Below are 26,687 nucleotides of genomic sequence, written 5' to 3' on the forward strand. Positions count from 1 at the left end.
TAAACAGTCATCTCACGGATTGCTCCGCTATTTGCCCCAACAACTGTTTATCGTAATAGCAGAAGTTCCTTATTTTAATCAGTCAAAGCGACATAGATATATGGATACTATTACTTACTTAACTTAACAATATTTCAAAATGAACTTCGTTCTTATCACAGCTTTTACTAAAACTTTTTCTTTTTCGCTGTTTTAATTTTTTAATTAATAAATTTGAATGTTTTTCGTTACAAGTATGTACGTCTGGTATTAAACTTTTGGACGTGCTTATCATCATAAATTTTTGTTAATCGTATTTTTTTATGGCTGAATTACTGGAAAAACATATTATCCAGCTTTTAAGGGATCAGGACGAAAAAGGAATGAGCCTGTTATACGAGTACTATGGAGACACGCTTTTCGGGGTGGCCTTAAAGGTTACCAAGGATGAAGACCTCGCCAAAGATGTACTCCAGGAGAGTCTTATTAAGGTCTGGAGAAAAATAAATAGCTACGATCCTAAAAAAGCCAAACTCTTTACCTGGCTGTTCAGGATCACACGAAATACAGCCATCGATAAAATAAGAAGTGTCAACACTAAAAGTGAGCAGGAAATCCAAGTTGAAGTTTCTAACGTATATAGTGTAGGGGTTAATAGCATAAGGCCCGAACACCTAGACGTAAAACAGCATATTGATTCGCTTGATGAAAAATATCAGGTAGTGCTTGATGCGCTGTTTTTTAAGGGGATGACCCAGCAAGAGGCCAGTGAGGCTTTAGATATGCCCCTGGGAACTGTCAAGTCGAGATTAAAAATAGGCTTGAGAGAACTAAGAAAGATTTTTAATGCACCTATCGTGCTATTATTAATGTTTTGGATATGAAAGATAATGTAAAAATATTTTTAGAGAGCGATCTACTCGAGAAATATCTGATCGGCTCGACTACCGAAGAAGAAAGTATTCAGGTAGAGCATTATATTTCTAAATATCCTGATGTGAGCAGGCAATATGAAGAATTACAGGATAATTTGGAAAATTATGCAAGATCTTTTTCCGTATCTGCACCACAGGAAGTTAAGGAACAAGTCCTTCAGGCTATAAACAAAAAAGCTACCAGTCACAGAATACATTGGTTTTCGGTGGCAGCAAGTGTGGCAGCTATCGTTTTCTGTACCACTACCATTATGTTATGGTTACAGAATAATCTGTTGCTTGAAGAAAATTCTATGGTCTCTACCGAGATCAGGAACCTTAAGGAAGATGTACTTAGTACAAATACCAAATTAGAGGATATTAAAGATCAGTTTGTAGTCCTTAATAATCCCGAAACCAGGAAATATGTATTAAGAGGAAATCAAAGAGCAAAAAACCTTAGAACGGTTGCCTATATCAATCCCGTAGAAAGATTGTCTATGATTGATGTGGTTTCTCTTCCCGAACTACCTGAAGAACAGGTATATCAAATGTGGGCAGAAGTAGACGGAGTTATGATAAATTTAGGTGTCCTTAAAAAGAGGAATGAAGAAAAACTTATTTCTATTCCATTTAAGGAAAACGCCTCAGGTTACAATATTACGATAGAACCCAAAGGCGGTAATGAACAGGCTACAGCTGAAAATGTAGTAGCTAATATTTCATTTGAACAACAATAAATTTTAACTTAATATTATTCTAGTATAAAACTTAGTCTTTGGGCTAAGTTTTATATTTTTGTAGAAAGTTTATTTGTAAATGAAATTAGTATTACTAACAATAGGATTAATAGGACTGGCTTTTGCCGGGATCGCTATAAAAATATGGGGCAAGAAGGACGGTAAATTTGCCGGCACTTGCGCCAGTCAGAGCCCTTTTCTTAATAAAGACGGACAAGCTTGCGGTTTTTGTGGAAAAATGCCGGATGAGCAATCTTGCGGAAGAGAAGAAATGCAAGGAAATTAACCGGTAGAAAGCGCCTATGCTTACACTACTACTCTACACTTATATCTCGATTATAGGTATTCAGCTTATTTACTTTTTGGGAATATTCAGGTCTTTTGCCTTTTACAAAGAAGAAAAAAAACGAAACCTGAAAAAACTCCCTCCCGTTTCGGTAATTATCTGTGCCAAGAACGAATCTGAAAACCTCAGAGAAAACCTTCCCAAAATAATAGATCAGAACTATCCCGAATTCCAGGTTGTCCTTATTAACGATGCTTCAAGTGATGACAGCCTCAAAATAATGGAAGATTTTGCTAAAAAACACGCTTTTATCAAAGTAGTGGATGTAAAGAGCAATGAGACTTTCTGGGGAAATAAAAAATACGCCTTAACCCTTGGTATCAAAGCAGCCAAATACGACCATCTCCTCTTTACGGATGCGGATTGCAAGGTCAATTCTGAGATCTGGATATCGGAAATGGCCGGGAAATTCAATGATCATCAAACCATCGTATTGGGGTACAGCCCCTATAAACGAATAAAAAAATCCTTTCTGAATGCCCTTATCAGGTTTGAGACCCTCTTAACGGCCATTCAGTATTTCTCTTATGCCAGGATCGGTATTCCCTATATGGGAGTAGGAAGGAACCTGGCCTATCACAAAAAGGAATTCTTTAACGCCAAAGGCTTTATCAAGCATATGCACGTTAAAAGCGGAGATGACGATCTGTTCATTAAAGAAGTGGCACACAAAGAAAATACGGCCCTGGCCTTCTCCGAAAGCAGTATTACCCTCTCAGAGGCCGAAAAAAGCTTCAAAAATTGGTTTTATCAGAAAAGAAGGCATATTTCTACTTCAAAGCATTATAAATTTTTTCATAAGATGCTTTTAGGGCTTTTTTATATTTCCCAGTTTCTCTTCTGGCTGTTACTTATTATTCTCTTAGTGTATCAGTATCAGCTTATTCTGGTGATCTCTCTGGCGGTACTGAGGTTTTTAGTTCAATTCATTATTTACGGAAACTCCTTTAAAAAACTTCACGACACATCCCTTAAATGGTTCATTCCTGTGCTGGAGCTATTTCTAATTATGTTTCAATTTGTTATATTTATCGTAAATAGTTTTTCAAAAAAAGTACATTGGAGATAACGCCCCAATTAATTGAGGATAATATAGCAAAAGCTAAAACAGGAGACCAAAAGGCATTTAGTTTCCTGCTCGATCATTTCTGGAATGATGTATACGGATTTCAGCTTAGCAGGACCCACAATGAAAATGATGCCGAAGACATTAGTATTCAGACTTTTTCCCGGGCTTTTGATAAAATAGACAGTTTTGATGAAAAATACGAATTCAGGACCTGGCTCATTACGATCTCCAAAAACATTCATATAGACCTGATACGGAAGCAAAAATCCAATATTATTAATCAGGCTATTCAGGAGGAGGACAATGCCGTATACGATCTTGCCGATGATGCTCCTACCGCCGAAGATAAGCTCATTATAGAGCAAAACCTGGCAAAATTACTTCGTTATATCAAAAAATTAAAACCTCATTACCAGCAGGTCATCAACCTGAGGTATTTCCAGGAACTCAGCTATCAGGAGATTGCAAATGAGCTGGATGAGCCTTTGAATAACGTAAAAGTAAAGTTGCTGAGAGCTAAAAAATTATTGGCAGAGATCATTCAAAATAAAAAACAATGAGCAATCTTCTAAAAAAGCTTGGCCCCGGACTCTTATTTGCCGGAGCTGCTATAGGGGTGTCCCATCTGGTGCAGAGTACCAGGGCAGGCGCTGATTTCGGTTTCGGTCTGATCTGGGCTTTATTGCTTGTAAATTTGTTTAAATACCCCTTCTTTCAATACGGTCCGAGATATGCCATGGCAACCGGAGAAAGTCTTCTTGACGGTTATAAAAAGATGGGGAAATGGGTGATCATCGCATATTTTATCCTCACATTCGCTACCATGTTTGCCATTCAAACTGCCGTTACCATTGTAACAGCCGGTCTGGCCGTAAATCTTTTCGGAATTACGGATAATGTTGTGGTCTGGAGTACGATCATCACTTTTGTATGTCTCTTTATTCTCCTTGTCGGAAAGTACAAACTCCTGGATAATCTTATCAAATTCATCATCATAGCCCTGACCATCAGTACAATTACCGCTGTAATTATAGCGGCTTTTAATTCGGATGCCGCTTACAGTTTTAAACAGGTATTGCCCGAAGGTGCTATAGAAGTCTCCTTTTTAATAGCATTTATGGGCTGGATGCCGGCTCCTCTCGATATATCGGTATGGCACTCCTTATGGGCCATAGAAAAAAAGAAGACAGTAAAAAACTACGATATCAAAAGTTCCCTCCTCGATTTTAATATCGGTTATATCGGTACTATTATCCTGGGAGTATGTTTTGTATCGCTGGGAGCCCTTGTAATGTTTAATTCGGGAGAGACCTTTAGCAATAGTGCTTCGGCTTTTTCCGGTCAGCTGATCAGCCTTTATACCAGTAACCTGGGCGAAGGTACTTATATCTTTATTGCACTGGCAGCCTTTACCACCATGTTCAGTACCACCATAACCACCCTGGATGCTTCTCCAAGGGCTATGGCACATATATCCAAACTGTTATTCGGAAAGCTCGTAAAACACAGTTTTATTTTCTGGATGATGGTATTGGTATTCGGAACCATTGCCATTTTTGTGTTTTTCCTCTCAGAAATGAAATTACTGGTAGATATTGCCACCATTCTGTCCTTTATAACGGCACCTTTCTATGCCATCATCAATTACAAGCTTATTACTTCAAAGCATACACCAAAGGAGTGGAGACCCGGTCTTCTGCTAAAAACAATAAGTATTCTGGGAATACTGTTTTTATTGGTATTTAGTATTTGGTACATAACAACACTCTAGGCTTTTTTTAAGAGATTAGTTTGTATCTTTGCTTTTCTAAAAACATGCAATGAGCGTAGAAACAGTTACAGCCAAAGAGCCTCTTAAGGGGAAACCCAAATGGTTAAGGGTTAAACTACCCACAGGTAAAAAATACACGGAATTAAGAGGATTGGTAGATAAATATAAGCTCCACACCATCTGTACTTCCGGAAGTTGCCCGAATATGGGAGAATGTTGGGGAGAAGGTACTGCAACTTTTATGATTCTGGGAAATATCTGTACCCGTTCCTGTGGTTTTTGCGGAGTTAAGACCGGAAGACCGGAAACGGTAGACTGGGAAGAACCGGAAAAAGTAGCGCGCTCTATCAAAATAATGAATATCAAACACGCCGTGGTTACTTCGGTAGACAGAGATGATCTGAAAGACATGGGATCTATCATCTGGGCCGAAACGGTAAGGGCTATCCGAAGAATGAATCCGAATACAACGCTGGAAACCCTTATTCCTGATTTTCAGGGAGTGGAACGCAATATAGACCGTATCGTGGAAGTTGCTCCCGAAGTGGTGTCTCACAATATGGAAACCGTAAGGCGTCTGACCCGTGAAGTAAGGATACAGGCCAAATACGATCGAAGCCTTGAGGTGTTAAGATATTTGAAAGATCAGGGGATAAACCGTACAAAATCGGGTATCATGCTCGGTTTAGGGGAACTGGAAGAAGAAGTTATACAGACCATGGAGGACCTGAGAAGCGTAAATGTAGATGTGGTAACCATAGGTCAGTATCTTCAACCTTCGAAGAAACACCTGCCGGTAAAAGAGTTTATTACCCCCGATCAGTTTAAAAAATACGAAAACATCGGTTTGGAAATGGGATTCAGACATGTTGAAAGCGGTGCTCTGGTAAGATCTTCTTACAAAGCTCACAAACATATCGAATAAACTTCCATTTACCGAGATCTGTTTACCTTACCTCCAACATGAAAAAAATCAAAATAGCCATTAATGGTTTCGGAAGGATCGGAAGAACCTTATTTCGTTTACTTATCGACCATCCGAATATAGAAGTCGTTGTTATCAATGACCTCGCAGATACAGCTACACTCAGTCACCTGTTAAAATACGACAGTATTCACGGAGTGCTGAAAAATGATATTGGTTTTGAAGCTGATGAAATAATTATCGGGGACCGGAAAGTAAAGGTCCTGAATGAAGATCATCCCAAAAACATAGATTGGACCCCCTTTGATATAGATATGGTAGTTGAAGCCTCCGGAAAATTCAAAACCCGGGAAGAACTGCAGCATCATGTTAAAAACGGTGGCGGAAAGGTGATCCTGAGTGTTCCACCGGCAGATGACAGCATTAAAATGGTGGTTTTAGGGGTTAATGAGGACATTTTAACAGGAAATGAGGATATTATCTCCAATGCTTCCTGTACGACCAACAATGCAGCCCCTATGATCAAGGTGATCGATGAGCTTTGCGGAATAGAGCAAGCTTATATTACAACCATACACTCCTATACCACAGATCAAAGCCTTCACGATCAGCCCCACAGGGATCTCAGAAGGGCCAGAGCGGCTTCTTTATCGATAGTTCCCACCACTACGGGTGCGGCAAAGGCGCTGACAAAAATATTCCCTGAGTTGGGAGATGTTATCGGGGGATGCGGAATAAGAGTCCCCGTACCGGATGGTTCGCTCACCGATATTACATTTAATGTAAAAAACACCACCACCATAGAGGAAGTGAATTCGGCCTTTAAAAAAGCCTCAGAAGGACCGTTAAAAGACATTCTCGCTTATACAAAAGACCCCATTGTATCTATAGATATTATTAATAATAGTTATTCCTGTACCTTCGATTCTCAAATGACTTCGGTGATTGGAAAAATGGTGAAAATCATCGGTTGGTACGATAATGAGGTCGGATATAGTTGTAGAATTATCGATTTAATCGACTACATTTCACAGAAATAACTATATTTATGGATTAAACTTGACCTATGAAACGTTGTCTCGCACATCTTTTATTGTTATTCGTGTGTTCTTCCGTGGCCCATGCGCAAGACACTGATGCTATGAAAGATAGTATCAACGACCTTCTCCGGAAAGTGTATTATCAGAAGAATAAAGTAAAATTCGATAATGCAAAAAAACTTCTCGAAAAGGCCGAAGCTCTGGCAGATTCCCTGGACGATGATATGTATCGTGTAGACTGCTACAATCTGAATGCGCAGCTGGATATCAGTTTTGAAAAATACAATTTCGCAGATCAGTACCTCAACATTTCCGATCTCAGACTCACAAGGCAGAAATACCCCAGGGGTAATGTTATTGCCAAAGGCCTTAGATCCGAACTGCTTGCAGAACGGAAACAGTTCTATGAAGCTATTACCCTTCTGAGGGAAACAAAGGGGGAGCTGAAGAAAAGGGATAAGGCCGCATTGAACAGGCTGGCTTTTTATGAAGGGATAGTGCATTTTAAGAGAAAAGACTTCGAACAGGCAAAAAATATCTTTGAAAACCTCTCCCCTTTTGCAGACAAATACGAAAAGTATTATCTCCGGTCGCGTGTACTGACCTATTTATCGGAGATCTACTTTAACGAGGGAGAGTACGAAGAAGCAGGCACTTATGCCGCAAATTCATTAAAGATCAGTAATTCAAGGGATTTTCCGAAGTTAAAAAAGGAGAATCACCGTATGCTTTCGAATATATTTGAGGCGGAAGGCGATTTTAAAAAGGCTTTTTACCATCTTACGGAAGCTGAGAAAATAGAACATAATATTTTAAATCCCGGAAGGATTGTCCTTGCTAATACGGCTGAAACAGAAAATCAGGAGCTGGCTTTCTTAAAGCGTATGACAAGGCAACTGCAAAACGAAAATGCAGAACAGCAGCAGCAGGTAAATATGTCTAAACTAACCTCTGTATTGAGTTCGGCCTTACTGATCATTATTTCGTTACTGACCATCTCTCTGTACAGAAACAACCAGATCAAGTTCAAGACCAACGATCTTTTGTTAAAGAAGAACCTGGAGCTTGAAACGGCAAGAGATGAAGCGGAAAGGGCCATGCAGGCCAAGGGTCAGTTCCTTTCTACCGTGAGTCACGAGTTAAGGACTCCGCTCTACGCGGTTACAGGGCTTACTCACCTCCTGCTCGAAGAAAATCCGAGTGAGAGTCAGAAAGAGCATTTAAAATCCTTAAAGTTCTCAGGGGAATACTTGTTGAACTTTATTAACGATATCCTTCAGATCAACAAGATAGAAGCCAAAAAGCTTTCTGTTCAGAAAATACCTTTCAACTTGAAGAAGGTATTGAAAGATGTGGTCGATTCTCTTCATCAGACCGCCAAGGAGAACAACAATACTATTGATCTGAATATAGACAGGAAATTACCTAAGGAACTCCTGGGAGATCCGCTTAAACTATCTCAGATCCTGATCAACCTTATCGGGAACGCTTCGAAATTCACCCATAACGGGAAAATTAATGTAGCAGCCGGGCTGGTTAACAATGAAGATGAAAAAGTGGGTATTCATTTTGAGGTACAGGACAACGGAATAGGTATTTCCAAGGAATTACAGGACACTATTTTTGAAAGTTTTGCTCAGGGATCTATTCAGATCAACAGAAAATACGGTGGTACCGGACTTGGACTAACGATCGTAAAAAGCCTGCTCAGTCTTTTCGATTCTGAGATCAAGCTTGAAAGTGAGTTAGGTAAAGGAAGTACCTTTATGTTCGATATTTACTTCGATATTCCTGCAATTGAAGAAAAACCTCCTGTAGAGGAAACCAAGATAGAAGTAAAAGACGAATTCTTCGAGAACATGCATTTACTGGTTGTTGAGGATAACAAGATTAACCAGGTGATCACCAAAAAGATGCTGGTGAAGAAAGGAATGACCTGCGATATCGCCAATGATGGTTACGAAGCTATAGAAAAGGCAAAAAGCCCTGTGTACAACGCTATCCTGATGGATATTCATATGCCGGGTATAAGCGGACTTACAACCACCAAAGAGATCAGAAAGTTCAATAAAAAGGTTCCGATCATTGCCCTTACGGCAATTTCCCTGGATGAGAATACAGACGATTTCTACGAAGCAGGATGTAATGATGTAATTACCAAACCTTTCAAACCGGAAACTTTTTACGAAAAGATCGGAAATAACATTCTAAAAAATATAGAAGTAAACATATAAACTAACTTTGGCACGGATATTGATAAGAGCTAAGTAACGTGTAAACAACGTTCTTATAGATAAAAGTTTTGAGTTAGTTAGTTAGAATTAAAAGCGGGGTTCTCAACTCCGCTTTTATCTTTTATAAACCCGGCTACAAGGGTTGTAAACTCCTGTTCTTCCCCGAAGAGAAAATCTACTTTTATAGGTAAGTAATAAAGCCTGTCCACCCTGCCGGACAGCCGCACATAATCTTTTTCGGTAGTAATGATCATTTCCTTTTTATTGAGTTCATCTATCTCTTTATCTGAAAAGTGGTGGTGATCATTAAAATTCAGGTGTTCAAACTTTAATCCCCGGCTTTTGAGGTACTTTACCAGGTAAGAGGGCCTGGCAATACCCGTTACAAGACTGAAGTTCTTTTCGGTCAGCGAATCAAAGCTCAGGCTTCTGTCTCCTGAAATAACCTCTTTTTCATAACGGATCCCTGTAAAAAAGACCTTTTGTCCCTTTTCAGGCTTTATTTTCCTTAAAACCCTTTCTTTTTGCTCAGGTGAAAAATCTGCAGGGCATTTGGTTACAATAATAATATCGGCTCTGGCAGATTCCTTGCGCGAATCCCTTAAATTCCCCATGGGTAGCATCCAATCGTCTGTATACAGCTCATCAAAGACCGTAAGCATGATGTTCAGGCCTGCTTTTACCCTCCTGTGCTGAAATGCATCATCCAGTAAAATTACTTCCGGAGGGTCCTGCAATTTCATCAGTTCTGAGATCCCGTTAACCCGGTCGGCATCTACCGCCACTCGGATATTGTTGTACTTGTGATGATATTGAAAGGGTTCATCCCCTATATCTTCCATTCTCGTATCCGGATCCGCCAGTAAAAATCCTTTGGTCTTTCGTTTATACCCCCTGCTCAGGCTTGCTACTTTGTGTTCGTCTTTCAGCAAACGGATAAGATATTCTATCATAGGGGTCTTTCCGGTTCCTCCCACACTGAGGTTCCCCACACATATAAGCGGAAAATCATATGTAACAGATTTAAAGATCCCGTAATCGTACATAAGGTTCCTCACCCGGACTATCAATGCATACAGGAATGAAAAGGGGAAAAGTAATTTTCGAACAACCGACATAAAGGCGAAAGTATAATATTTTATCTTTGAATAAAAATTATATAAATGATAGTTAAAGATGTCATTGAACTCATAGAAGAGTTCTCTCCCCTCTCCTATGCCGAAGATTTCGATAATGTAGGTCTGCTGGTAGGTAATTCCGGCACAAAGGTCACCAATGTACTGGTTAGCCTGGATACCCTGGAAAATGTAGTAGATGAGGCTATAAAAAAAGATTGCAATATGATCGTTAGCTTCCATCCCATTATTTTTTCGGGCCTTAAGAAAATAACAGGGCGCAACTATGTTGAGAGGGTGGTCATCAAAGCTATTCAGAACAATATTGCCATTTACGCCATGCATACGGCCCTCGACAATTCTTTTAAGGGTGTAAATGCACGCATCTGTGACGAGCTCAACCTCATTAACCGAAAAATACTTATCCCTCAAAAAGGAACGATCAAAAAGCTTGTAACTTTTGTCCCGGAAAAAGATGCCGAAACCCTTCGTGCTGCACTCTTTGAAGCGGGTGCCGGGAATATCGGTAATTACGATCAATGCAGCTTTAACGTAAGCGGAACAGGAACCTTTAAAGGAAATGAAGATTCCAATCCGGTAGTGGGCTCCAAAGGAGTTACCCAATATGAAAATGAGGTCCGTATTGGTATTACCTTCCCGAAACACAGCGAAAGTAGGGTTTTAAAGGCATTATCGGACCATCATCCCTATGAGGAAGTAGCGTATGAAGTGACGACACTGGAAAATACGAATCAGCATATAGGAATGGGAATGATCGGAGAACTGAGTGAGGCGATGAATGAAAAGGATTTTATGAAATTCCTCAAAGAGAAAATGAATGCAGGAGGTATCAGGCATTCGGCCTTCCTTGGCAAAGACATTAAAAAGGTAGCAGTTCTGGGAGGCAGCGGGGCTTTTGCCATTGAGAATGCAAAGGGTGCCGGTGCAGATATTTTTGTTACTGCAGATGTGAAATATCATCAGTTTTTTCAGGCGGAAAACAGAATGATCATTGCCGATATTGGCCACTTCGAGACAGAGCAGTTTACAAAAAACCTTTTAGTTGAGTATCTTAAGGAAAAAATTCATAATTTTGCAATCATTTTATCAGACAGCATAACGAATCCTATCAAGTATTTTTAATATATGGCAAAGAAAACAGAAGCTACCGTTGAAGAGAAGTTAAGAGCATTATACGATCTGCAATTAATAGATTCTAGAGTAGACGAAATACGAAATGTGAGAGGTGAATTACCTTTAGAAGTAGAAGACCTTGAAGATGAAGTGGAAGGTTTAAAAACCCGTTTGGATAAATTAGTTGATGATTTAGACAATCTTAATCACGAAATTGCCAGTAAAAAGAATTTAATAGAAGAAGCAAAAGCGCTGATCAAAAAATATACTGAGCAGCAGAAGAATGTTCGAAACAACAGAGAATTCAATTCTTTGAGCAAGGAGATCGAATATCAGGAACTTGAGATCCAGTTAGCAGAAAAGAACATCAAGGAATACAAAGTTCAGATCGAGCAGAAAAAAGAAGTTATTGCGCAAACCAAAGAACGTTTATCAGAGCGTGAAAGTCATCTAAAACACAAAAAAGGTGAATTAGATGCTATTATGGCCGAAACTGAAAAGGAAGAGAAGGCACTGATGGACAAATCTGAAGAGTTTGAAAAGCTTATCGAGGAAAGACTGGTTTCCGCTTATAAGCGTATCAGACAGAACGTAAAGAACGGACTTGCAGTTGTAGCTATTGAGCGTGGTGCATCCGGAGGATCTTTCTTTACCATCCCACCTCAGATACAAATGGAAATTGCCGCAAGGAAAAAGATCATTACCGACGAGCATAGCGGAAGGATCCTTGTAGATCCTATCCTTGCTGATGAGGAAAAGGAAAAAATGGAACAATTATTTTCTTCGCTATAAGCAGTCGAAAAGCATAAAAAATAAAAACCCTGACAACATTGTCAGGGTTTTTTATTAATCTGATATCTTAACTAGTTCCAGTATCTTTTCTTCTACCTCTCTGCTGTTCCAATTATCCTCTATTTCCGGGATCTTCATTATCTCATCCATGATCTTTGCCTGACGGTCTCCTATCTGCAAAGCTTCTGAATAAGGCTGATCTGAAAATGTTACCCTGCTGTACACAGGTAACCATTTATCCGGATGTTTTCCGGAAAACCACTTTTCTATCTTCTTTCTCAGCAAAAATTCTTTATCGGCCGTCTTACTGCTCATCTCCACAAAGTTCCTGTAGCTCAGCTCAGCTATCGCATCTGTATTGGGTTTTCTCTGTAATTCGTATTGCCTGAAGATGGTTTCCCAATCGTCTCCGTAAATATCGATCAGATCGTCCAACACACTTATATCTTCAAAGCCAGCATTCATTCCCTGTCCGTAGAACGGAATAATAGCATGGGCAGAATCGCCTACCAGGGCTACTTTATCCCAATAGGTCCAGGGAAAACATTTCATAGTTACCAACGAACTCGTGGGGTTTTTAAAGAAATCCTTCATCAGGTTGGGAATATCCTCCAGGATGATCGGAAAATGCTTTTCAAAGAAGCTTTGTACTTCTTCTTCTGTTTTCAGGCTTTCAAAGGAATTCTCTCCTTCAAAAGGCATAAACAGCGTACAGGTAAAGCTTCCGTCCAGATTAGGCAGGGCAATGAGCATAAACCTTCCCCGTGGCCAGATATGAAGTGAGTTCTTCTCCAGTTTATGGCTTCCATCGGTATTGGGAGGGATTGTCAGCTCTTTATAGCCTGTATCCAGGAATTTCTGGGAATAATCGAAGCGGCTTCTTCTCTGCATCCTGTGACGTACGCGAGAGAAAGCCCCATCGGCACCAAAGATCATATCGTATTGATGGTTTTCCCAGGCCTCTTTAGGTCCGTCGCCCACATGAAGTGTAGCTTCGGGAAGTGTAACATCCCAAACCTTGGACTCAAAAATAAACCGGGCACCTTCCTGCTCAGCCAGGTCGATCATCTTTCTGTTCAGCATACCCCTCGAGGTCGAATAGATTGCTTCGCCTTCCTTTCCGTAAAACTGAAAATACATGGGTTCATCGAGAACATGAATAGCCCTCTTATTCATCGGGATGGCAATTTTTCGGATCTCATCCCCGATTCCAACCCTATCTAAGGCCTTCCAGCCCCGGGTAGAAATAGCCAGGTTGATGGACCTTCCTGAAAATTCTATGTTCCTGATATCGGGTCTTCTGTCGAATATATCTACTTCGTGCCCCCGTTTTCTGAGGTAAACCGCAAGCAGAGAACCAACCAATCCGCTACCTACTATTGCAATTTTTTTAGGTGTATGCATAAGATGTAAAAAAGAGTCTCGCCACGGCGGGAACTGACTGTATCAAAAATAAGAAATTTAAACCAGAAGTAACCGGCATTTTACCCTCTTATTAGGGCAATTTGTACCTTCTTTTGGTTTTCAAAATAGCTTTCGCTTTTGTCTGGGCGTAAACAAAAAAATCATTTTTCGATGTAATGAAATCCAAAGTAAATCGTCTTACCGTATATAAGATAAAGGACAATCCGCATAATGCGTCTATATATTTTCACTACTCGCCCTTTGCTTCACGGCAAAGGGTTTTTTTATGGAACCTTCCGAAAGAGGTATTATCTTATAACTAATTTGTAATTTTAACTTGTTAAAGCGGACTGATATAACATGACGAAAACCTTCACCGAATTTACAACACAGGCAATTCTCAAAATCGGAAATGAGGAATTACTGGAACCCTATTCAAAATCCAGTCAATTAGACCTTTTTACCTTTATCTGGGCTAAAGACGAGCCTATAGAGATCATCGTAGACAGTATCCCGTTTACAGTGCAACCCAATCAAATTATCGCCCTTACCAATATACAGTACTTTAAATATCTGAGTGGTGGTAATGCCACCGTTTACCAATTTAACCGGGAGTTTTACTGCATTAAGGATCACGACAAAGAAGTAAGTTGTGTAGGGATCCTTTTTTACGGGAATTCGGTGATACCTATTATCGATCTCAATAAGGACGAGATAGAGAGTTTCCAGACGCTACACAAAGTTTTTCTGGAGGAACTGGAGACCGCAGACAATATACAGGCAGAAATGCTCAGAATGTTGATGGCCAGGTTTATTATTAAAACCACAAGGATCGTAAAATCCAAGGCAGGCCTGGGGAAAACCTACGATGCCAAAACAGAAACGATCCGGCAGTTTAATTTACTGGTCGATACTCATTATAAAGAATCGCATAACGTGGCTTTCTATGCCGGGAAGATGAACAAATCTCCCAAAACCCTTTCCAACAGTTTTTCGGGTTATGGTAAGAGTCCGTTACAGATCATTCATGACCGCATTATCCTCGAGGCTAAGCGTCTTTTGTTCTATACGGAAAAATCGGCCAAGGAAATTGCATTCGAGCTTGGCTTTGAAGATGCTTCCCATTTCAGCAGGCTATTTAAAAAACATTCGGGCGTATCCCCGGTAGAATTCAAAGGGAGCCTTCAGAAGGAAGCTATTGAGAACTAAAACATTAGAAAGTTTTTTTAACAGGGCAGAAATGATTTTAACATATTGTCGACTAAGTGTTAGAAAAACATTCAAAACAAATGATCATGAAGAAATACTTTCCATTAATTCTAAGAATCGTAGTAGCAGTTATCCTTATTCAGACCCTTCGTTTTAAGTTTACAGCACATCCCGACAGTGTTTTTATTTTCAGTCAGGTAGGTTTGGAACCGGTAGGTAGAATAGGTATTGGTGTTACAGAACTGATCGCAGCCATCTTATTACTTATTCCAAGAACCGTTTGGTTAGGAGCAACTCTGGTAATAGGGATCCTTGCAGGAGCTATTATCATGCACCTTACCTCCATCGGTATTGAGGTTAAAGGAGACGGAGGAACTTTATTCGGAATGGCGATAGGAACCTTTATTATGGGGGCTATCCTTCTCTGGCTATACAGAAAACAAATTCCCGTAATCGGTGAAAAATTGTAAAATATTAGAATAATAATATATATCTTGAGTGCCTTTTGAAATCGAAAGGCACTTTTTTATTTAAAGCTCTATCTTATGTGGAATCTGAAAAATAAAACCGCCCTGGTAACGGGTGGGACTAAAGGCATTGGGAAGGCTACCGTACTGGAGTTCCTGTCGCTTGGAGCCAATGTTATTTTTACGGCCAGAAATGAAAACGATATACAATCTTTTGAAGAAGAATTGCAGAACAGCGGTTTTCAGGCCATGGGTGTTAAAGGTGATGTTTCCAGCAGTGAAGATCAGGACCGGCTTGTAAAAGCTGTAACGGAAAAATATCCTGCTCTGGATATTGTTGTTCACAATGCAGGAATAAATATCAGGAAAGATGCTACGGACTATTCGGAAGATGAATACCGAAAGATCCTCAATATTAACCTGATTGCGCCATTCGAGCTTAACAGGAAGCTCTATCCGCTTCTTTTAAAGGGTAAAAATGTATCTATCATTAATGTTGCATCAGTAGCGGCAAGTCAGGATGTGCGTTCGGGAAGTCCCTATGCCATGGCCAAGGCCGGTCTTTTACAACAGACCCGAAGTCTGGCTGTTGAATGGGCAAAGCACAATATCAGGGTTAATGCAATTTCGCCCTGGTATACCAGGACTCCCCTGGCCGCTCCGGTTTTTGAACAAAAAGAACGTATAGAACACATTATAAACAGAACACCGCTTCAACGGGTTGCTGAAGCAGAAGAAATGGCAAATATCATAGCATTTCTGGCTATGGATCGCTCTTCTTATATTACAGGACAGAATATTGTTGCCGACGGCGGGATCAGTATCAGCGCTTTATAGGCAGTAAAAAATATAAAAACAAGGCCTTTACCTCCCGGTAAGGGCTTTTTTTATTGAGTTTTTCTTCCAAAGGGAAAAATTGACAAGTGGTCGGGAAAAAGATACATTTTCTCAGGCTTGTATTGGTCGCATCTTTGTACCATCAATTTGAAACAAGTAAGATTCAAATTAAAAAATAAAGATCATTAACAATTTTAAAGAAATAAATTATGAGCACATTTAATGTTCCAACAAGAGAAGAAGTAAGCGCAAATAATCAGCAAATTTTTGACAACCTTGAAAAAGGTCTTGGTTTCGTACCAAATATCTACGCTACTTATGCGTATTCTGAAACTGCACTTGAAAACTATTTAAACTTTGCCAACGCAAAGACTTCACTTTCTACTAAAGAAAAAGAAGTAGTAAACTTAGCCGTTAGCCAGGTTAACAACTGTGTGTACTGTCTTTCTGCTCATACTGCGATCGGAAAAATGAACGGTTTTACAGATGAGCAAATCCTTGAACTAAGAGGAGGACAAGCTTCATTCGACAACAAACTTGACGCTTTGGCTAAACTAGCTAAAAATGTTACTGAAAACAGAGGAGCAACTGAAGCATCTGTAATCGAGAATTTCTTCAATGCAGGTTACTCTAAAGGAAACCTTGTTGATGTAATTTCATTGGTAGGTGATAAAACTATCAGCAACTACCTGCACAGAACAACTCAGGTTCCTGTTGACTTCCCGGAAGCTCAACCATTGGCACAAACTGTTTAATCAGATTTACGCCGCTTAATTCAATTGACAATTAAATATAAATATCTAAAATTCTAAAATTAAAATGAGAAAATTATTAGTAGTTATCGCTTTTGTATTTGCTTTTGCAAGTAATGTATCTGCACAGGAAATAAAAACTGTTTCCTTAGAACAAACTAAAGGAGAGTTCACTCAGAAACAAATCACTCTTTCCGAAGGAACTTATGTTTTTGAAATTTCTAACACAGGTGTAGGTCACAATGTAGGTTTTGTATTAGCGCCAAAAGGTAAAACTGATCAGGCGAACCACATTAAGAATGCTTATGTAACAAAGCCAGTAGCTACAGGAAAAACCGAGTCTACTAAGAAGGTGACGTTGAAAAAAGGAGAGTATGTTTATTTCTGCCCTCTAAACCCAACCCCTCAATATACATTGATCGTTAAGTAAGAATGTTTTTCATGATTAATGGCAAAAAGCCCTGACAATGTCAGGGCTTTTTTGCTTTTAAATATATTTTTCTCTTTAAGACAGGATACCGTCTACAATTCCGTATTCTACAGATTCCTCCGCTCCCATCCAGTAATCCCGGTCAAAATCTTTCATCACCTTCTCAGCACTTTGTCCGCAGTTCTCCGACAGGATCTTTGCTCCCAGTTCACGGGTCTTTACGATCTCCCGGGCCTGGATCTCAATATTGGATGCCTGTCCTCTGGCTCCGCCACTCGGCTGATGGATCATTACTCTCGCATGAGGGTAGATAAAACGTCTTCCCTTCTTCCCTACAGACAGTAAAATAGATCCCATAGAAGCGGCCAGACCTGTACAAATGGTAGAAACCGGGCTTTTTAAGGATTTAATAGTGTCGTAAATGGCAAAACCCGAAGTTACATATCCTCCCGGGCTGTTTATGATCAACTGTATTTCATCATTACTGACCATATCCAGATACAATAACCTGTCGATAACGTGTTTTGCAGAATCATCATCAACCTGCCCCCAAAGGAACACCTTGCGTTCCTCCAGAAGTTTTTCATCTATTTTATCCTGGATTTTATTTTTTTTGACTTTCATAAGTTCGTATTTGTTTACAAACGAAATATAGAAATTTATTTGATTAAAATATTCACAATATTCCCATAAAATATAAAAAAAGCGTATTTATTTTAACAACAGCAGCTTAATGCTGTATCTTTATTCAAAAATAAATTCTCATGAAAAGAGTAGCAGCCATCTTTGTTTTATCGGTTTTATTTTTCAGCTGTAAAACAGAAACCAAAAACGAAGAAAAAAAGGTAGAAAAAGAACTTACTATCCTGGAAAAAGTAGCGTATGCCCACGGGTATGAGAACTGGAAAAATGTTGAAGAGATCCAATTCTCTTTCAATGTTGATCGCGATTCTTCTCATTTTGAGAGAAACTGGACCTGGAAACCAAAAACCAACGATGTGATCCTGAAAACCGCTCAGGATACCGTTTCCTATAACAGAGCTAATGTTGACAGTCTGACCACCAATGCCGACAGAGGTTTTATAAATGATAAATACTGGTTACTGGCTCCTTTTAACCTGATCTGGGACAAAGGGATTACCCATGAATACACAGAAGAGGCAGAAGCGCCTATCGCCAAGACAACTATGCATAAGTTAACCATCGTTTACAATAATGAAGGTGGGTATACCCCCGGTGATGCTTATGATTTTTACTTCGGAGATGATTACCTTCTAAAGGAATGGGTTTTCAGAAAAGGGAATGCTCCAGAGCCTTCTCTTACCACTACCTGGGAAAACTATGAAGAGCACAACGGATTAAAACTGGCTACGGTTTATAATCGCGAAAGCGGGAACTGGAAACTTTACTTTACCAATATTCAGGTAAAGTAGTTTTACTTTCTTTTTCTGATCATAAATGTGGTGATCATAGCAATCGCCGCAGCAACAAGCAGTGCCGAAAAACTAAGCCGGAGGCTGGATAATTCTGATAAAAACCCTAGAATAACAGGGCCTGACAAAAATCCTATATAGCCAAAACCGGCAACAAAAGATATCCCTTCGGATGAGGAAACTCCGTCTGTCTTTCCTGCCAGGCGGAACAATTCCGGGATAATTACCGAAAAGCCGAGGCCAACCATTCCGAAACCAAATAAGCTAAAATACAATGCTTCGGTAAGGACAAAGCCATATCCCAGCATTGCAATAAGGCAACCCGCTATTATTATTTTGAACGCTCCGTAGTTTTTACTCACCATATCACCCAGAAAACGTCCGGTGGTCATCGTAGCAGAAAAAGCCACAAACCCGAAACCTGCTGTTTTCTCCGAAGAGACCTGTACAATATCCAGCAGATACAGTTTACTCCAGTGCTCTATTGCTCCCTCACTTCCCATAATTATCAGCGCAATGATCATCAAGCCCACCAAAGGTCTCAGTAATTTAAATTGAAAAGGATTCTTTTCCCGTTCCACTTCCCTACTCCGTATTTTGATATAGGCTTTGCATACCAGCAGGTTTGTGAGTACCACAAAAATTGCAGCATAGAGCATATGAATAAAAGGGATCCTGAAATTAAGAATAAGCAAACTCCCTATTCCAGCTCCCAACACTCCTCCTAGGCTGAAAAAACCATGAGATGCCGACATAAAACTAACTTCGTCTTCCTGTTCAATATCAGAAACCAGGGCATTCATAGCAATATCGGTAAATCCGGAAGCGCCGCCGGTCAGAAAAAGGGAAACACATAAAAGAAAGTAGTTGTTTGCAAGTACAGGTAACAGAAATATCAGTGCATAGAACACAACTCCTACAGCGGTAGCCCTTCCTACTCCCGCTTTTGAGATAATACGGGAAGCAAAAGGAATCAGTGTTAATGTTCCCAGAGCAAAGCAAAAAAGAGCTATCCCCAGCTGCCCGTCATCGATTGCCAGTTTGTTTTTGATCTCAGGAATATAAAGTACCCAGGTACCGGTCATAATATTCAGAGAAGCAAAAACCCAGGCCGGAGCAAAATACCGCAGACGGGTAAGTATAAGTTTTAACGCATTCATATAACTATCTGTCGTACAATAAACAAAGTAAAAGATTATCGGGTGGGGATATTAGAGTTATTTATTCCAAGATTAAGACTAATTATTCAAAATTTATGAATTTCTCTCTTTTTTAGGTTAAATTTACCTAAGTGAAACCGGAATTTGAGAAAATAGAGCTTACCGAAGACACTTCTTTTAAACTACGTGTTTTCGATATTCATTCGGATTGTTACAGTGTAGACTGGCATATTCATCCGGAGTATGAGATCGTGTACATTAAAAACGGTCGCGGGAACCTGCAGATCGATAAGTACAATTCCGATTATGAGGACGGGGTATTGCTCTTTCTGGGGCCCAATACTCCGCATATGCCGTTCGGGAATACCGATTTTAAGGATCGGCTGGAAGTAGTGATACAGTTTGGAGAGGATTTTATAAAAGATAAGATCATGCTCTTTCCCGAATTCTCTTGTATCCCTGATCTGATGGAGCGTTCCCGCAGGGGAATTATTTTTCATCCGTCGGTTAAGGAGGAACTTACAGAGTGTTTTGAAGGCCTTAGAACAGCTTCCCATGCAGAAAGGCTTATCGGTTTTTTCGGGATCCTGCACACCCTCTCGAAAAGTACCGCCTTTGAAGCGGTTAAGGAAGAAGATATTATCGCTTCCTATAAACGCAGGGATGCGGAACGAATCAACAAAGCTTTTGAATATGTAAACACTGCCTATCACAAAGAGATCAGTACGGCAGAAATAGCAAAGATCGTCGGGCTGACCACCAATTCGTTTTGCAGGTTATTTAAAAAGACCACTCATAAAACCTTCACCCAGTTTATCAATGAATTCAGGATCAGAAAAGCTGCAGCTTTCTTTGACAAAGGCGGATGCACCGTATCTGAAGTAATGTATAAATGCGGATATAACGACCCCTCCTATTTTACAAAGCAATTCCGGAGGAATAAGGGAGTCTCTCCCTCAGAATATCTAAAAAATCAGGTCAAAGCAATTTAAATTAAAACAAAATGAAAACCGTAATACACAAGGCAGACAGCAGAGGGAACGTAAATTTTGGCTGGCTTCAAAGCAGGCACAGCTTTAGTTTTGGCAACTATTATAATCCGGAAAGAATGAGTTTCGGCTTGTTAAGGGTATTGAATGACGACATCGTGGCACCGGGTATGGGTTTCGGGAAACACCCTCATGATAATATGGAGATCATTTCCATTCCGCTTCACGGCGACCTCGAACATAAAGACAGTCTTGGGAACACTACCGTTATAAAAGAAGGTGATGTACAGGCCATGACTGCCGGTAGTGGTATCTATCATAGTGAGTACAACAAAAACAAAGATAAAGAAGTACGTTTTCTGCAGATCTGGGTATTTCCCAAAGAAAGGGATGTAACTCCTTCCTATGACCAGATCAGCCTACGGGTGGAAGACCGTCATAATAAGTTACAGCAGATCGTATCTCCCGATAAAAACGAGAGCGGGGTAACCATTAATCAGGATGCCTGGTTTCACCTTTCGGAAATCGATAAAGGTGTGGAAATTAAATACGAACTAAAAGGCAGGGATACCGGAGTTTATATTTTTGTCCTTGAAGGTGATCTCAGCATCGATCAGCAGCAACTGAACAAAAGAGATGGAATGGGCATAAGCGGGATCAGTTCCTTACATATCAAGGCAGATACCGACAGTCAGGTATTGCTTATGGAAGTTCCGATGAATTAGTCCGGTGCTTTCCTCTATTTTCCGGAAATTATCCCCTCTTTCAGGATCTGGCCAAAACGATACATATCCTCAAAAGAACAGTAAAAAGGTGCCGGCGCCAGCCGTATTACGTTAGGTTCCCTCCAGTCTGTAATTACGCCTTGCTTCATCAGGTAATCAAAAAGCGGCCTTCCTTCTCCGTGGAGGAAAACTGAAAGCTGACAGGCCCTGTCTGCAGGAGTGATCACTTCAAAACTACTGCTTACCTCCTTATCTATTTCCCGAAGAACGAATTCCAGATAAGCTGTGAGGCGATCTCTTTTCTGAACCAGCGCATCCATTCCTACCTCGTCAAAAAGCTCGAGGGATGCCAGATAAGGTGCAATAGCCATTACAGGGGCATTACTTAATTGCCAGGCCTCTACATTCGGCATAGGATCAAACTCGGGTTCCATTAAAAAGCGCCTTTCTTTATTATGGCCCCACCAGCCTTCAAAGCGCGGGATATCTTTTTTTCCCAGGTGTTTTTCGTGTACAAAAGCCCCGGAAACATTCCCGGGCCCCGAATTCATATATTTATAACTGCACCAGGCAGCAAAATCGACATTCCAGTCGTGAAGTTCCATTTTAATATTTCCGGCAGCATGGGCCAGGTCCCAGCCTACCATAGCTCCGGCCTTATGCCCGGCTTCGGTAACGGTTTTCATGTCAAAAACCTGCCCGTTATAATAATTCACTCCCCCTATGAGTACAAGGGCAAGTTCATCTCCTATTTCTTCAATTTTAGCCAGGATATCTTCGGTTCTCCAGAAATTCTCCCCTTCTCTTTTTTTAACTTCCACGATCGCATCTTTAGGGTCAAATCCGTGAAAACGCACCTGACTGGCTAACATATACTGATCTGAAGGAAACGCTTTCTCTTCACAAAGGATCTTATACCGCTTCCCTTCCGGGCGGTAAAAGGAAACCATAAGCAAATGAAGGTTTACCGTAAGTGTATTCATTACCGTTACTTCTTCGGTCTTTGCCCCTACTACTCTTGACAGGGGTGCAGCCAGACGCTCGTGATAATCCCACCAGGGTTTATCTGCATAAAAATGCCCTTCCACTGCCAGTTCTTTCCAATCCCTCATAATATCGGTTACGAAAGCTTCGGTACGTTTGGGTTGCAGCCCAAGGGAATTACCTGTAAAATAAATAACCTGTTTATCGTTTACTTTTGGAAAGTGAAATTCATCTCTGTATTTGTGTAGTATATCTTCCTGATCCAGTTCTCTGGCAAATTGAAGCGTATTTTGAAATTGCATTCCTTCATTTTTTTTCAAAAATAAGCAATCAAAAATTAAGTAGATTTGCAAAAAATATCACTATGCATTTTTTATCTGAAACTCTTGAAAAATATGTAACCGACCATACGGAAGACGAACCGGAGATCCTCAGGGAACTATCGAGGGAAACTCATTTAAAGGTCCTCAGACCAAGGATGTTAAGCGGTCATTTTCAGGGAAGGGCTCTGAGTATCCTTTCCAAGATCATCTATCCGAAAACAGTATTGGAAATAGGAACCTATACGGGTTATTCTACTATTTGTCTTGCCGAAGGCCTGCAGGCGGGAGGTAAGATCCACACTATAGATATAAATGAAGAGCTTGAAAATATACAGCAGAAATATTTTAAAAAAAGCGGATATGCAGATCAGATCGTTTCGTATGTAGGAGACGCAACTGAGATCATTCCCAACATGGATGCTAAGTTTGACCTGGTATTTATCGACGCCGACAAGCCCAATTATTGTATTTATTTTGATCTGATCATTGAAAAGATGAATCCGGGCGGCGTTATTTTATCGGATAATGTACTATGGAGTGGAAAGGTGATAGAAAAAGATCTAGATCCCAACGATATAAGTGCGCTCACCCTAATAGAATACAATAAAAAGATCAAGGAAGATCCAAGAGTAGAAACCGTACTCTTTCCCATCAGGGACGGACTGACAATAAGCAGGGTTTTATAGGTTCCGCCGGGGTTTTAACCTCTGGAAGAGTTTATAGAAAGTAATCCCTATAAGAGTTCCGGCCAGGGCTCCGGTAAGAATATCGGACGGGTAATGGACCCCTGCATATATCCTGCTAAAACTAAAGAGGAGCGGCCAGAGAAAAAACAGATAGCTCCATTTAAAGTGCTTCCTTATAAACAATATCAAAATTACCGTTACCGTAAAGGAACTGGAGGCATGCCCGGAAAAAAAGCTGTAACTGGAAGGTTCTATAAGAATACGAAGTAAAGTATTGATGGACGGGTCATTGTTAGGCCGTATCCGCATTACAGATTCTTTAATTATTTCCGTAAAGATCAGGTTAAAGGCCAGGGCTCCCAGAACAAATCCCGTAACCAACCAGGCTTCCTTTTTGGGGTAGCTTTTAAGCACGAGGATCAAAAATAACAGAAAAAGAGGCGTCCAGCTGACGCTATTGGTAATGGTTATCCAAAAAGAATCGTAAGTATCCGCTCCTAACCCGTTGAGATATAAAAGAAGGTCTCTATCGTATTCAAGAAGCTTATCTATCATTAAAATTTACGTTTTATCGGCCCCGTAAAATCGTCAATTTCATCTTTAACTTTGTTTATTTCTTCGTTAATCTCTTTGGTAATATCGGTATCTATCCCTTGTTTTTCAGCACTTTTCTGTATCTCGTATTTTATTTCATTGGTTGCATCTTTCAACTGCCGCATTCCTTTCCCTAGGCCCCTGGCAATTTCAGGGATCTTATCGGCTCCAAACACCATAACTACGATAAAAAGTATAAAAACTATTTCCGCACCACTAATGAATAAAAACATAACTATTCAAATTACTCTATACAAAACTACATAAAAAAACCGACCATTTGGCCGGTTTTTAAAAAGTCTCTTACTGTCTTGCCTTATTATTTTCATGCCTAGGCTTTCTTTCCTCTCTAGGCGGTCTTGGCAACAATGCTTTTCTCGATACTTTTTCCTTTCTGGTCTTAGGATCAACACCGAAGTATTTTACTTCCATAACGTCTCCGATGTTCACAACATCGGTTACATTATTGGTGCGTTCCCATGCCAGTTCGGAAATATGTAGCAGTACTTCGTTTCCTGGTGCATCTACATATTCTACCACTGCTCCGAAATCAAGTAATTTGATCACTTTTACGGTGTAAGTACTACCTCTTTCCGGTTTAAAGGTGATGGCATCGATCTTTTTAAGAACCATTTCAATTCCTTCCGGATCCGTACCAAGGATCTCAACAACTCCCTGCTCATCCACTTCTTCGATAACGATAGTGGTATTGGAAGCTTTCTGAAGTTCCTGGATCACTTTTCCACCAGGACCGATAAGAGCTCCGATAAAGTCACCCGGAATTGTTCTTGTAATGATCTTAGGTGCGTGTGGTTTAACTTCGGCTGCAGGTTCTGAAATAGTATCTGTCAGCTTTTCAAGAATATGAAGGCGGCCTTCTTTAGCCTGATTTAACGCATTTACAAGGATCTCATAAGACAATCCTTTTATTTTAATATCCATCTGGCAGGCAGTAATACCTTCGGCAGTACCGGTTACTTTAAAGTCCATATCTCCCAGGTGATCTTCATCTCCGAGGATATCAGACAATACTGCGTACTTTCCTGTTTCAGGATCTGAGATCAATCCCATGGCAATACCGGAAACTGGTTTTTTAAGTTGTACCCCTGCATCCATAAGGGCCATAGTTCCGGAACAAACAGTAGCCATAGAAGAAGAACCGTTAGATTCCAATACTTCAGATACTACTCTTACGGTATAAGGGCAGTCTTCCGGGATCATTCCCTTAAGTGCTCTTTGTGCCAGGTTTCCGTGCCCTACTTCCCTACGTGAAGTTCCTCTTAAAGGGCGTGCTTCTCCTGTAGAGAACGGAGGAAAGTTATAGTGAAGATAAAACTTCTCTTCTCCCTGTTCTGTCGGAAGGTCAATAACATTGGCCTCACGGGAAGTTCCCAGTGTTACCGTAGCAAGTGCCTGAGTTTCCCCACGTGTAAAGATAGACGAACCATGTGTTGATGGCAGATAATCTACCTCACACCAGATAGGACGTATATCTGTGGTCTTTCTTCCATCCAGACGAACTCCTTCGTTCAATACGAGGTCACGTACGGCTTCTTTATGTGCTTTTCCAAAATATTTGGAGATCAGATCGCCATCCTCCTCAATTTCTTCTTCAGAGAACATTGCTTCCACCTCTTCTTTTACCTTGGCAAAAGCTTCACCACGCTCCTGCTTAGAGCTGGCCTCTTTAGCTATGTCGTAGCATTTCTGATAAGCAGCATCATGGATCTTTTGCTGCATATCTTCATCAGATTTCTCCTCTTCGTACTCGCGTGTTTCTTTCTTTCCAACTGCTTCAGCCAATCTTACCTGAGCAGCACACTGAGCTTTAATAGCTTCGTGAGCCACCTTGATAGCATCTGCCATTTCTTCTTCGGAAACTTCTTTCATCTCTCCTTCTACCATGGCAACGGAATCTTCAGAAGCACCAACCATCAGGTCTATATCTGCTTCTGCCAGTTGAGTTCTGCTCGGGTTAACGATGTATTCTCCGTTAACTCTGGCAACCCTTACCTCAGAGATAGGGTATTCAAAAGGAATATCGGATAACTGAATAGCTGCAGATGCGGCTAAACCGGCCAATGCATCGGGCATTACGTTATCGTCATGAGACATCAACTGTATCATCACCTGAGTTTCGGCGTGATAATCTTTAGGGAACAATGGTCTTAGTACCCTGTCTACCAATCTCATGGTTAGAATCTCTTCATTACTCGGTCTGGCTTCTCTTTTAAAGAATCCGCCTGGGAAACGACCTGCAGCAGCAAATTTCTCTCTGTAATCTACTGTTAAGGGTAAAAAGTCTATTCCTGGGCTTGCAGACCTTGCAGATACTACAGTTGCCAGTAACATGGCATCACCCATACGCACAACAACAGAACCATCTGCCTGTTTTGCGAGCTTTCCTGTTTCCAGGGAGATCGTTCTTCCGTCTCCCAAATCAATAATTTCTTGTTTTACTTCAGGAATCATAAATTTTTTTAATTAATTAAACAATGGGCGTTGTGTTGTTGTAGTTGTTGTGTTCCCCAATGAAAAACTAATTTTACAGCTTTTTATAATTGAAGCTTCTTGCTTCTTTATTTGTATTGATACTGAGCTTACCTCAGCAAAACTCTCCGGGAATGATCCTTTT

28 protein-coding genes are annotated in these 26,687 nt (G+C 40.4%); 20 read left to right on the forward strand and 8 right to left on the reverse strand.

What is annotated here, in order from left to right:
- Nucleotides 1-302 precede the first annotated feature (302 nt).
- The 9 genes from GWK08_RS02875 (at nucleotide 303) to GWK08_RS02915 (ending at nucleotide 9,018) form a co-directional block, all read left to right on the forward strand.
- Nucleotides 303-863, forward strand: a complete 561-nt coding sequence (locus tag GWK08_RS02875; RefSeq protein WP_163605396.1) for an RNA polymerase sigma factor — start codon at nucleotides 303-305, stop codon at nucleotides 861-863.
- Entirely contained in the window at nucleotides 860-1,633 is a 774-nt protein-coding gene (locus GWK08_RS02880) for an anti-sigma factor (protein ID WP_163605397.1), read from the forward strand. Before GWK08_RS02875 ends, GWK08_RS02880 begins: the two co-directional genes overlap by 4 nt.
- Nucleotides 1,634-1,712: 79 nt before the next feature.
- Nucleotides 1,713-1,919: a membrane or secreted protein gene (locus GWK08_RS02885; RefSeq protein ID WP_163605398.1), complete on the forward strand. Its 207-nt coding sequence runs from the start codon at nucleotides 1,713-1,715 to the stop codon at nucleotides 1,917-1,919.
- 16 nt (nucleotides 1,920-1,935) lie between these two features.
- Entirely contained in the window at nucleotides 1,936-3,048 is a 1,113-nt protein-coding gene (locus GWK08_RS02890; RefSeq protein WP_163605399.1) for a glycosyltransferase, read from the forward strand.
- Nucleotides 3,039-3,608, forward strand: coding sequence for an RNA polymerase sigma factor (locus tag GWK08_RS02895; RefSeq protein ID WP_163605400.1), 570 nt, complete (start codon nucleotides 3,039-3,041; stop codon nucleotides 3,606-3,608). The genes GWK08_RS02890 and GWK08_RS02895 overlap by 10 nt, the downstream gene beginning before the upstream one ends.
- On the forward strand, nucleotides 3,605-4,819 hold the full coding sequence (locus GWK08_RS02900; protein ID WP_163605401.1) for an Nramp family divalent metal transporter: 1,215 nt from the start codon (nucleotides 3,605-3,607) through the stop codon (nucleotides 4,817-4,819). The genes GWK08_RS02895 and GWK08_RS02900 overlap by 4 nt, the downstream gene beginning before the upstream one ends.
- 49 nt (nucleotides 4,820-4,868) lie before the next feature.
- A complete protein-coding gene (gene lipA, locus GWK08_RS02905) occupies nucleotides 4,869-5,744 on the forward strand; it encodes a lipoyl synthase (protein WP_163605402.1) in 876 nt (291 codons plus the stop codon).
- Nucleotides 5,745-5,782: 38 nt separating this feature from the next.
- Nucleotides 5,783-6,784, forward strand: coding sequence for a type I glyceraldehyde-3-phosphate dehydrogenase (gene gap, locus GWK08_RS02910; protein ID WP_163605403.1), 1,002 nt, complete (start codon nucleotides 5,783-5,785; stop codon nucleotides 6,782-6,784).
- Nucleotides 6,785-6,810: 26 nt separating this feature from the next.
- On the forward strand, nucleotides 6,811-9,018 hold the full coding sequence (locus GWK08_RS02915; RefSeq protein WP_163605404.1) for a response regulator: 2,208 nt from the start codon (nucleotides 6,811-6,813) through the stop codon (nucleotides 9,016-9,018).
- Nucleotides 9,019-9,095: 77 nt separating this feature from the next.
- Here GWK08_RS02915 and lpxK read toward each other — a convergent pair whose 3' ends face one another.
- Nucleotides 9,096-10,136: a tetraacyldisaccharide 4'-kinase gene (lpxK, locus tag GWK08_RS02920; protein WP_163605405.1), complete on the reverse strand. Its 1,041-nt coding sequence runs from the start codon at nucleotides 10,134-10,136 to the stop codon at nucleotides 9,096-9,098.
- A gap of 45 nt (nucleotides 10,137-10,181) precedes the next feature.
- On the opposite strand from lpxK, the gene GWK08_RS02925 reads away from it, so the two are divergent.
- Both GWK08_RS02925 and GWK08_RS02930 read left to right on the forward strand, forming a co-directional pair.
- On the forward strand, nucleotides 10,182-11,276 hold the full coding sequence (locus tag GWK08_RS02925) for a Nif3-like dinuclear metal center hexameric protein (protein WP_163605406.1): 1,095 nt from the start codon (nucleotides 10,182-10,184) through the stop codon (nucleotides 11,274-11,276).
- A 3-nt stretch (nucleotides 11,277-11,279) separates the two neighbouring features.
- Nucleotides 11,280-12,059 carry a zinc ribbon domain-containing protein gene (locus tag GWK08_RS02930; RefSeq protein WP_163605407.1) on the forward strand — a complete coding sequence of 260 codons (780 nt, stop codon included), beginning with the start codon at nucleotides 11,280-11,282 and terminating at the stop codon, nucleotides 12,057-12,059.
- Nucleotides 12,060-12,113: 54 nt separating this feature from the next.
- On the opposite strand, the gene GWK08_RS02935 is transcribed toward GWK08_RS02930, so the two are convergent.
- A complete protein-coding gene (locus tag GWK08_RS02935; protein WP_163605408.1) occupies nucleotides 12,114-13,463 on the reverse strand; it encodes an FAD-dependent oxidoreductase in 1,350 nt (449 codons plus the stop codon).
- 360 nt (nucleotides 13,464-13,823) lie between these two features.
- On the opposite strand from GWK08_RS02935, the gene GWK08_RS02940 reads away from it, so the two are divergent.
- The 5 genes from GWK08_RS02940 to GWK08_RS02960 all read left to right on the forward strand — a co-directional run bounded on the left by GWK08_RS02940 (nucleotide 13,824) and on the right by GWK08_RS02960 (nucleotide 17,158).
- Nucleotides 13,824-14,672: a helix-turn-helix domain-containing protein gene (locus GWK08_RS02940; RefSeq protein WP_163605409.1), complete on the forward strand. Its 849-nt coding sequence runs from the start codon at nucleotides 13,824-13,826 to the stop codon at nucleotides 14,670-14,672.
- An 86-nt stretch (nucleotides 14,673-14,758) separates the two neighbouring features.
- Nucleotides 14,759-15,142 (forward strand): DoxX family protein, encoded by a 384-nt coding sequence (locus tag GWK08_RS02945; RefSeq protein WP_163605410.1) that lies wholly within the window; start codon nucleotides 14,759-14,761, stop codon nucleotides 15,140-15,142.
- A 75-nt stretch (nucleotides 15,143-15,217) separates the two neighbouring features.
- Nucleotides 15,218-15,976, forward strand: a complete 759-nt coding sequence (locus tag GWK08_RS02950) for an SDR family oxidoreductase (protein WP_163605411.1) — start codon at nucleotides 15,218-15,220, stop codon at nucleotides 15,974-15,976.
- A gap of 209 nt (nucleotides 15,977-16,185) precedes the next feature.
- Nucleotides 16,186-16,731 carry a carboxymuconolactone decarboxylase family protein gene (locus GWK08_RS02955; protein WP_163605412.1) on the forward strand — a complete coding sequence of 182 codons (546 nt, stop codon included), beginning with the start codon at nucleotides 16,186-16,188 and terminating at the stop codon, nucleotides 16,729-16,731.
- 64 nt (nucleotides 16,732-16,795) lie between these two features.
- Nucleotides 16,796-17,158, forward strand: coding sequence for a cupredoxin domain-containing protein (locus tag GWK08_RS02960; protein WP_163605413.1), 363 nt, complete (start codon nucleotides 16,796-16,798; stop codon nucleotides 17,156-17,158).
- A gap of 75 nt (nucleotides 17,159-17,233) precedes the next feature.
- Here the strand turns inward: GWK08_RS02960 and GWK08_RS02965 are convergent, their stop codons facing one another.
- Nucleotides 17,234-17,782 (reverse strand): ClpP family protease, encoded by a 549-nt coding sequence (locus GWK08_RS02965; protein ID WP_163605414.1) that lies wholly within the window; start codon nucleotides 17,780-17,782, stop codon nucleotides 17,234-17,236.
- A gap of 140 nt (nucleotides 17,783-17,922) precedes the next feature.
- On the opposite strand from GWK08_RS02965, the gene GWK08_RS02970 reads away from it, so the two are divergent.
- Nucleotides 17,923-18,591 (forward strand): hypothetical protein, encoded by a 669-nt coding sequence (locus tag GWK08_RS02970; protein ID WP_163605415.1) that lies wholly within the window; start codon nucleotides 17,923-17,925, stop codon nucleotides 18,589-18,591.
- 2 nt (nucleotides 18,592-18,593) lie between these two features.
- Here GWK08_RS02970 and GWK08_RS02975 read toward each other — a convergent pair whose 3' ends face one another.
- Nucleotides 18,594-19,751: an MFS transporter gene (locus GWK08_RS02975; RefSeq protein WP_163605416.1), complete on the reverse strand. Its 1,158-nt coding sequence runs from the start codon at nucleotides 19,749-19,751 to the stop codon at nucleotides 18,594-18,596.
- 131 nt (nucleotides 19,752-19,882) lie between these two features.
- Between GWK08_RS02975 and GWK08_RS19350 the strand changes: the two genes are divergently transcribed.
- Both GWK08_RS19350 and GWK08_RS02985 read left to right on the forward strand, forming a co-directional pair.
- Entirely contained in the window at nucleotides 19,883-20,743 is an 861-nt protein-coding gene (locus GWK08_RS19350) for an AraC family transcriptional regulator (protein ID WP_163605417.1), read from the forward strand.
- Between the two features lie 11 nt (nucleotides 20,744-20,754).
- Nucleotides 20,755-21,465 (forward strand): pirin family protein, encoded by a 711-nt coding sequence (locus tag GWK08_RS02985; protein ID WP_163605418.1) that lies wholly within the window; start codon nucleotides 20,755-20,757, stop codon nucleotides 21,463-21,465.
- A 14-nt stretch (nucleotides 21,466-21,479) separates the two neighbouring features.
- On the opposite strand, the gene kynU is transcribed toward GWK08_RS02985, so the two are convergent.
- On the reverse strand, nucleotides 21,480-22,751 hold the full coding sequence (gene kynU, locus GWK08_RS02990; protein WP_163605419.1) for a kynureninase: 1,272 nt from the start codon (nucleotides 22,749-22,751) through the stop codon (nucleotides 21,480-21,482).
- A 62-nt stretch (nucleotides 22,752-22,813) separates the two neighbouring features.
- Between kynU and GWK08_RS02995 the strand changes: the two genes are divergently transcribed.
- Nucleotides 22,814-23,458 carry an O-methyltransferase gene (locus tag GWK08_RS02995; protein WP_163605420.1) on the forward strand — a complete coding sequence of 215 codons (645 nt, stop codon included), beginning with the start codon at nucleotides 22,814-22,816 and terminating at the stop codon, nucleotides 23,456-23,458.
- Here GWK08_RS02995 and GWK08_RS03000 read toward each other — a convergent pair.
- From GWK08_RS03000 to GWK08_RS03010, 3 genes are all read right to left on the reverse strand, one after another.
- A complete protein-coding gene (locus tag GWK08_RS03000) occupies nucleotides 23,453-24,013 on the reverse strand; it encodes a phosphatase PAP2 family protein (RefSeq protein WP_163605421.1) in 561 nt (186 codons plus the stop codon). The two genes, GWK08_RS02995 and GWK08_RS03000, sit on opposite strands and share 6 nt — an antisense overlap.
- Entirely contained in the window at nucleotides 24,013-24,285 is a 273-nt protein-coding gene (locus GWK08_RS03005; protein ID WP_163605422.1) for a Sec-independent protein translocase subunit TatA/TatB, read from the reverse strand. Before GWK08_RS03005 ends, GWK08_RS03000 begins: the two co-directional genes overlap by 1 nt.
- 70 nt (nucleotides 24,286-24,355) lie before the next feature.
- A complete protein-coding gene (locus GWK08_RS03010) occupies nucleotides 24,356-26,524 on the reverse strand; it encodes a polyribonucleotide nucleotidyltransferase (protein WP_163605423.1) in 2,169 nt (722 codons plus the stop codon).
- Between the last annotated feature and the right edge of the window lie 163 nt (nucleotides 26,525-26,687).

Source organism: Leptobacterium flavescens (assembly GCF_010671605.1).
Taxonomy (GTDB): domain Bacteria; phylum Bacteroidota; class Bacteroidia; order Flavobacteriales; family Flavobacteriaceae; genus Leptobacterium; species Leptobacterium flavescens.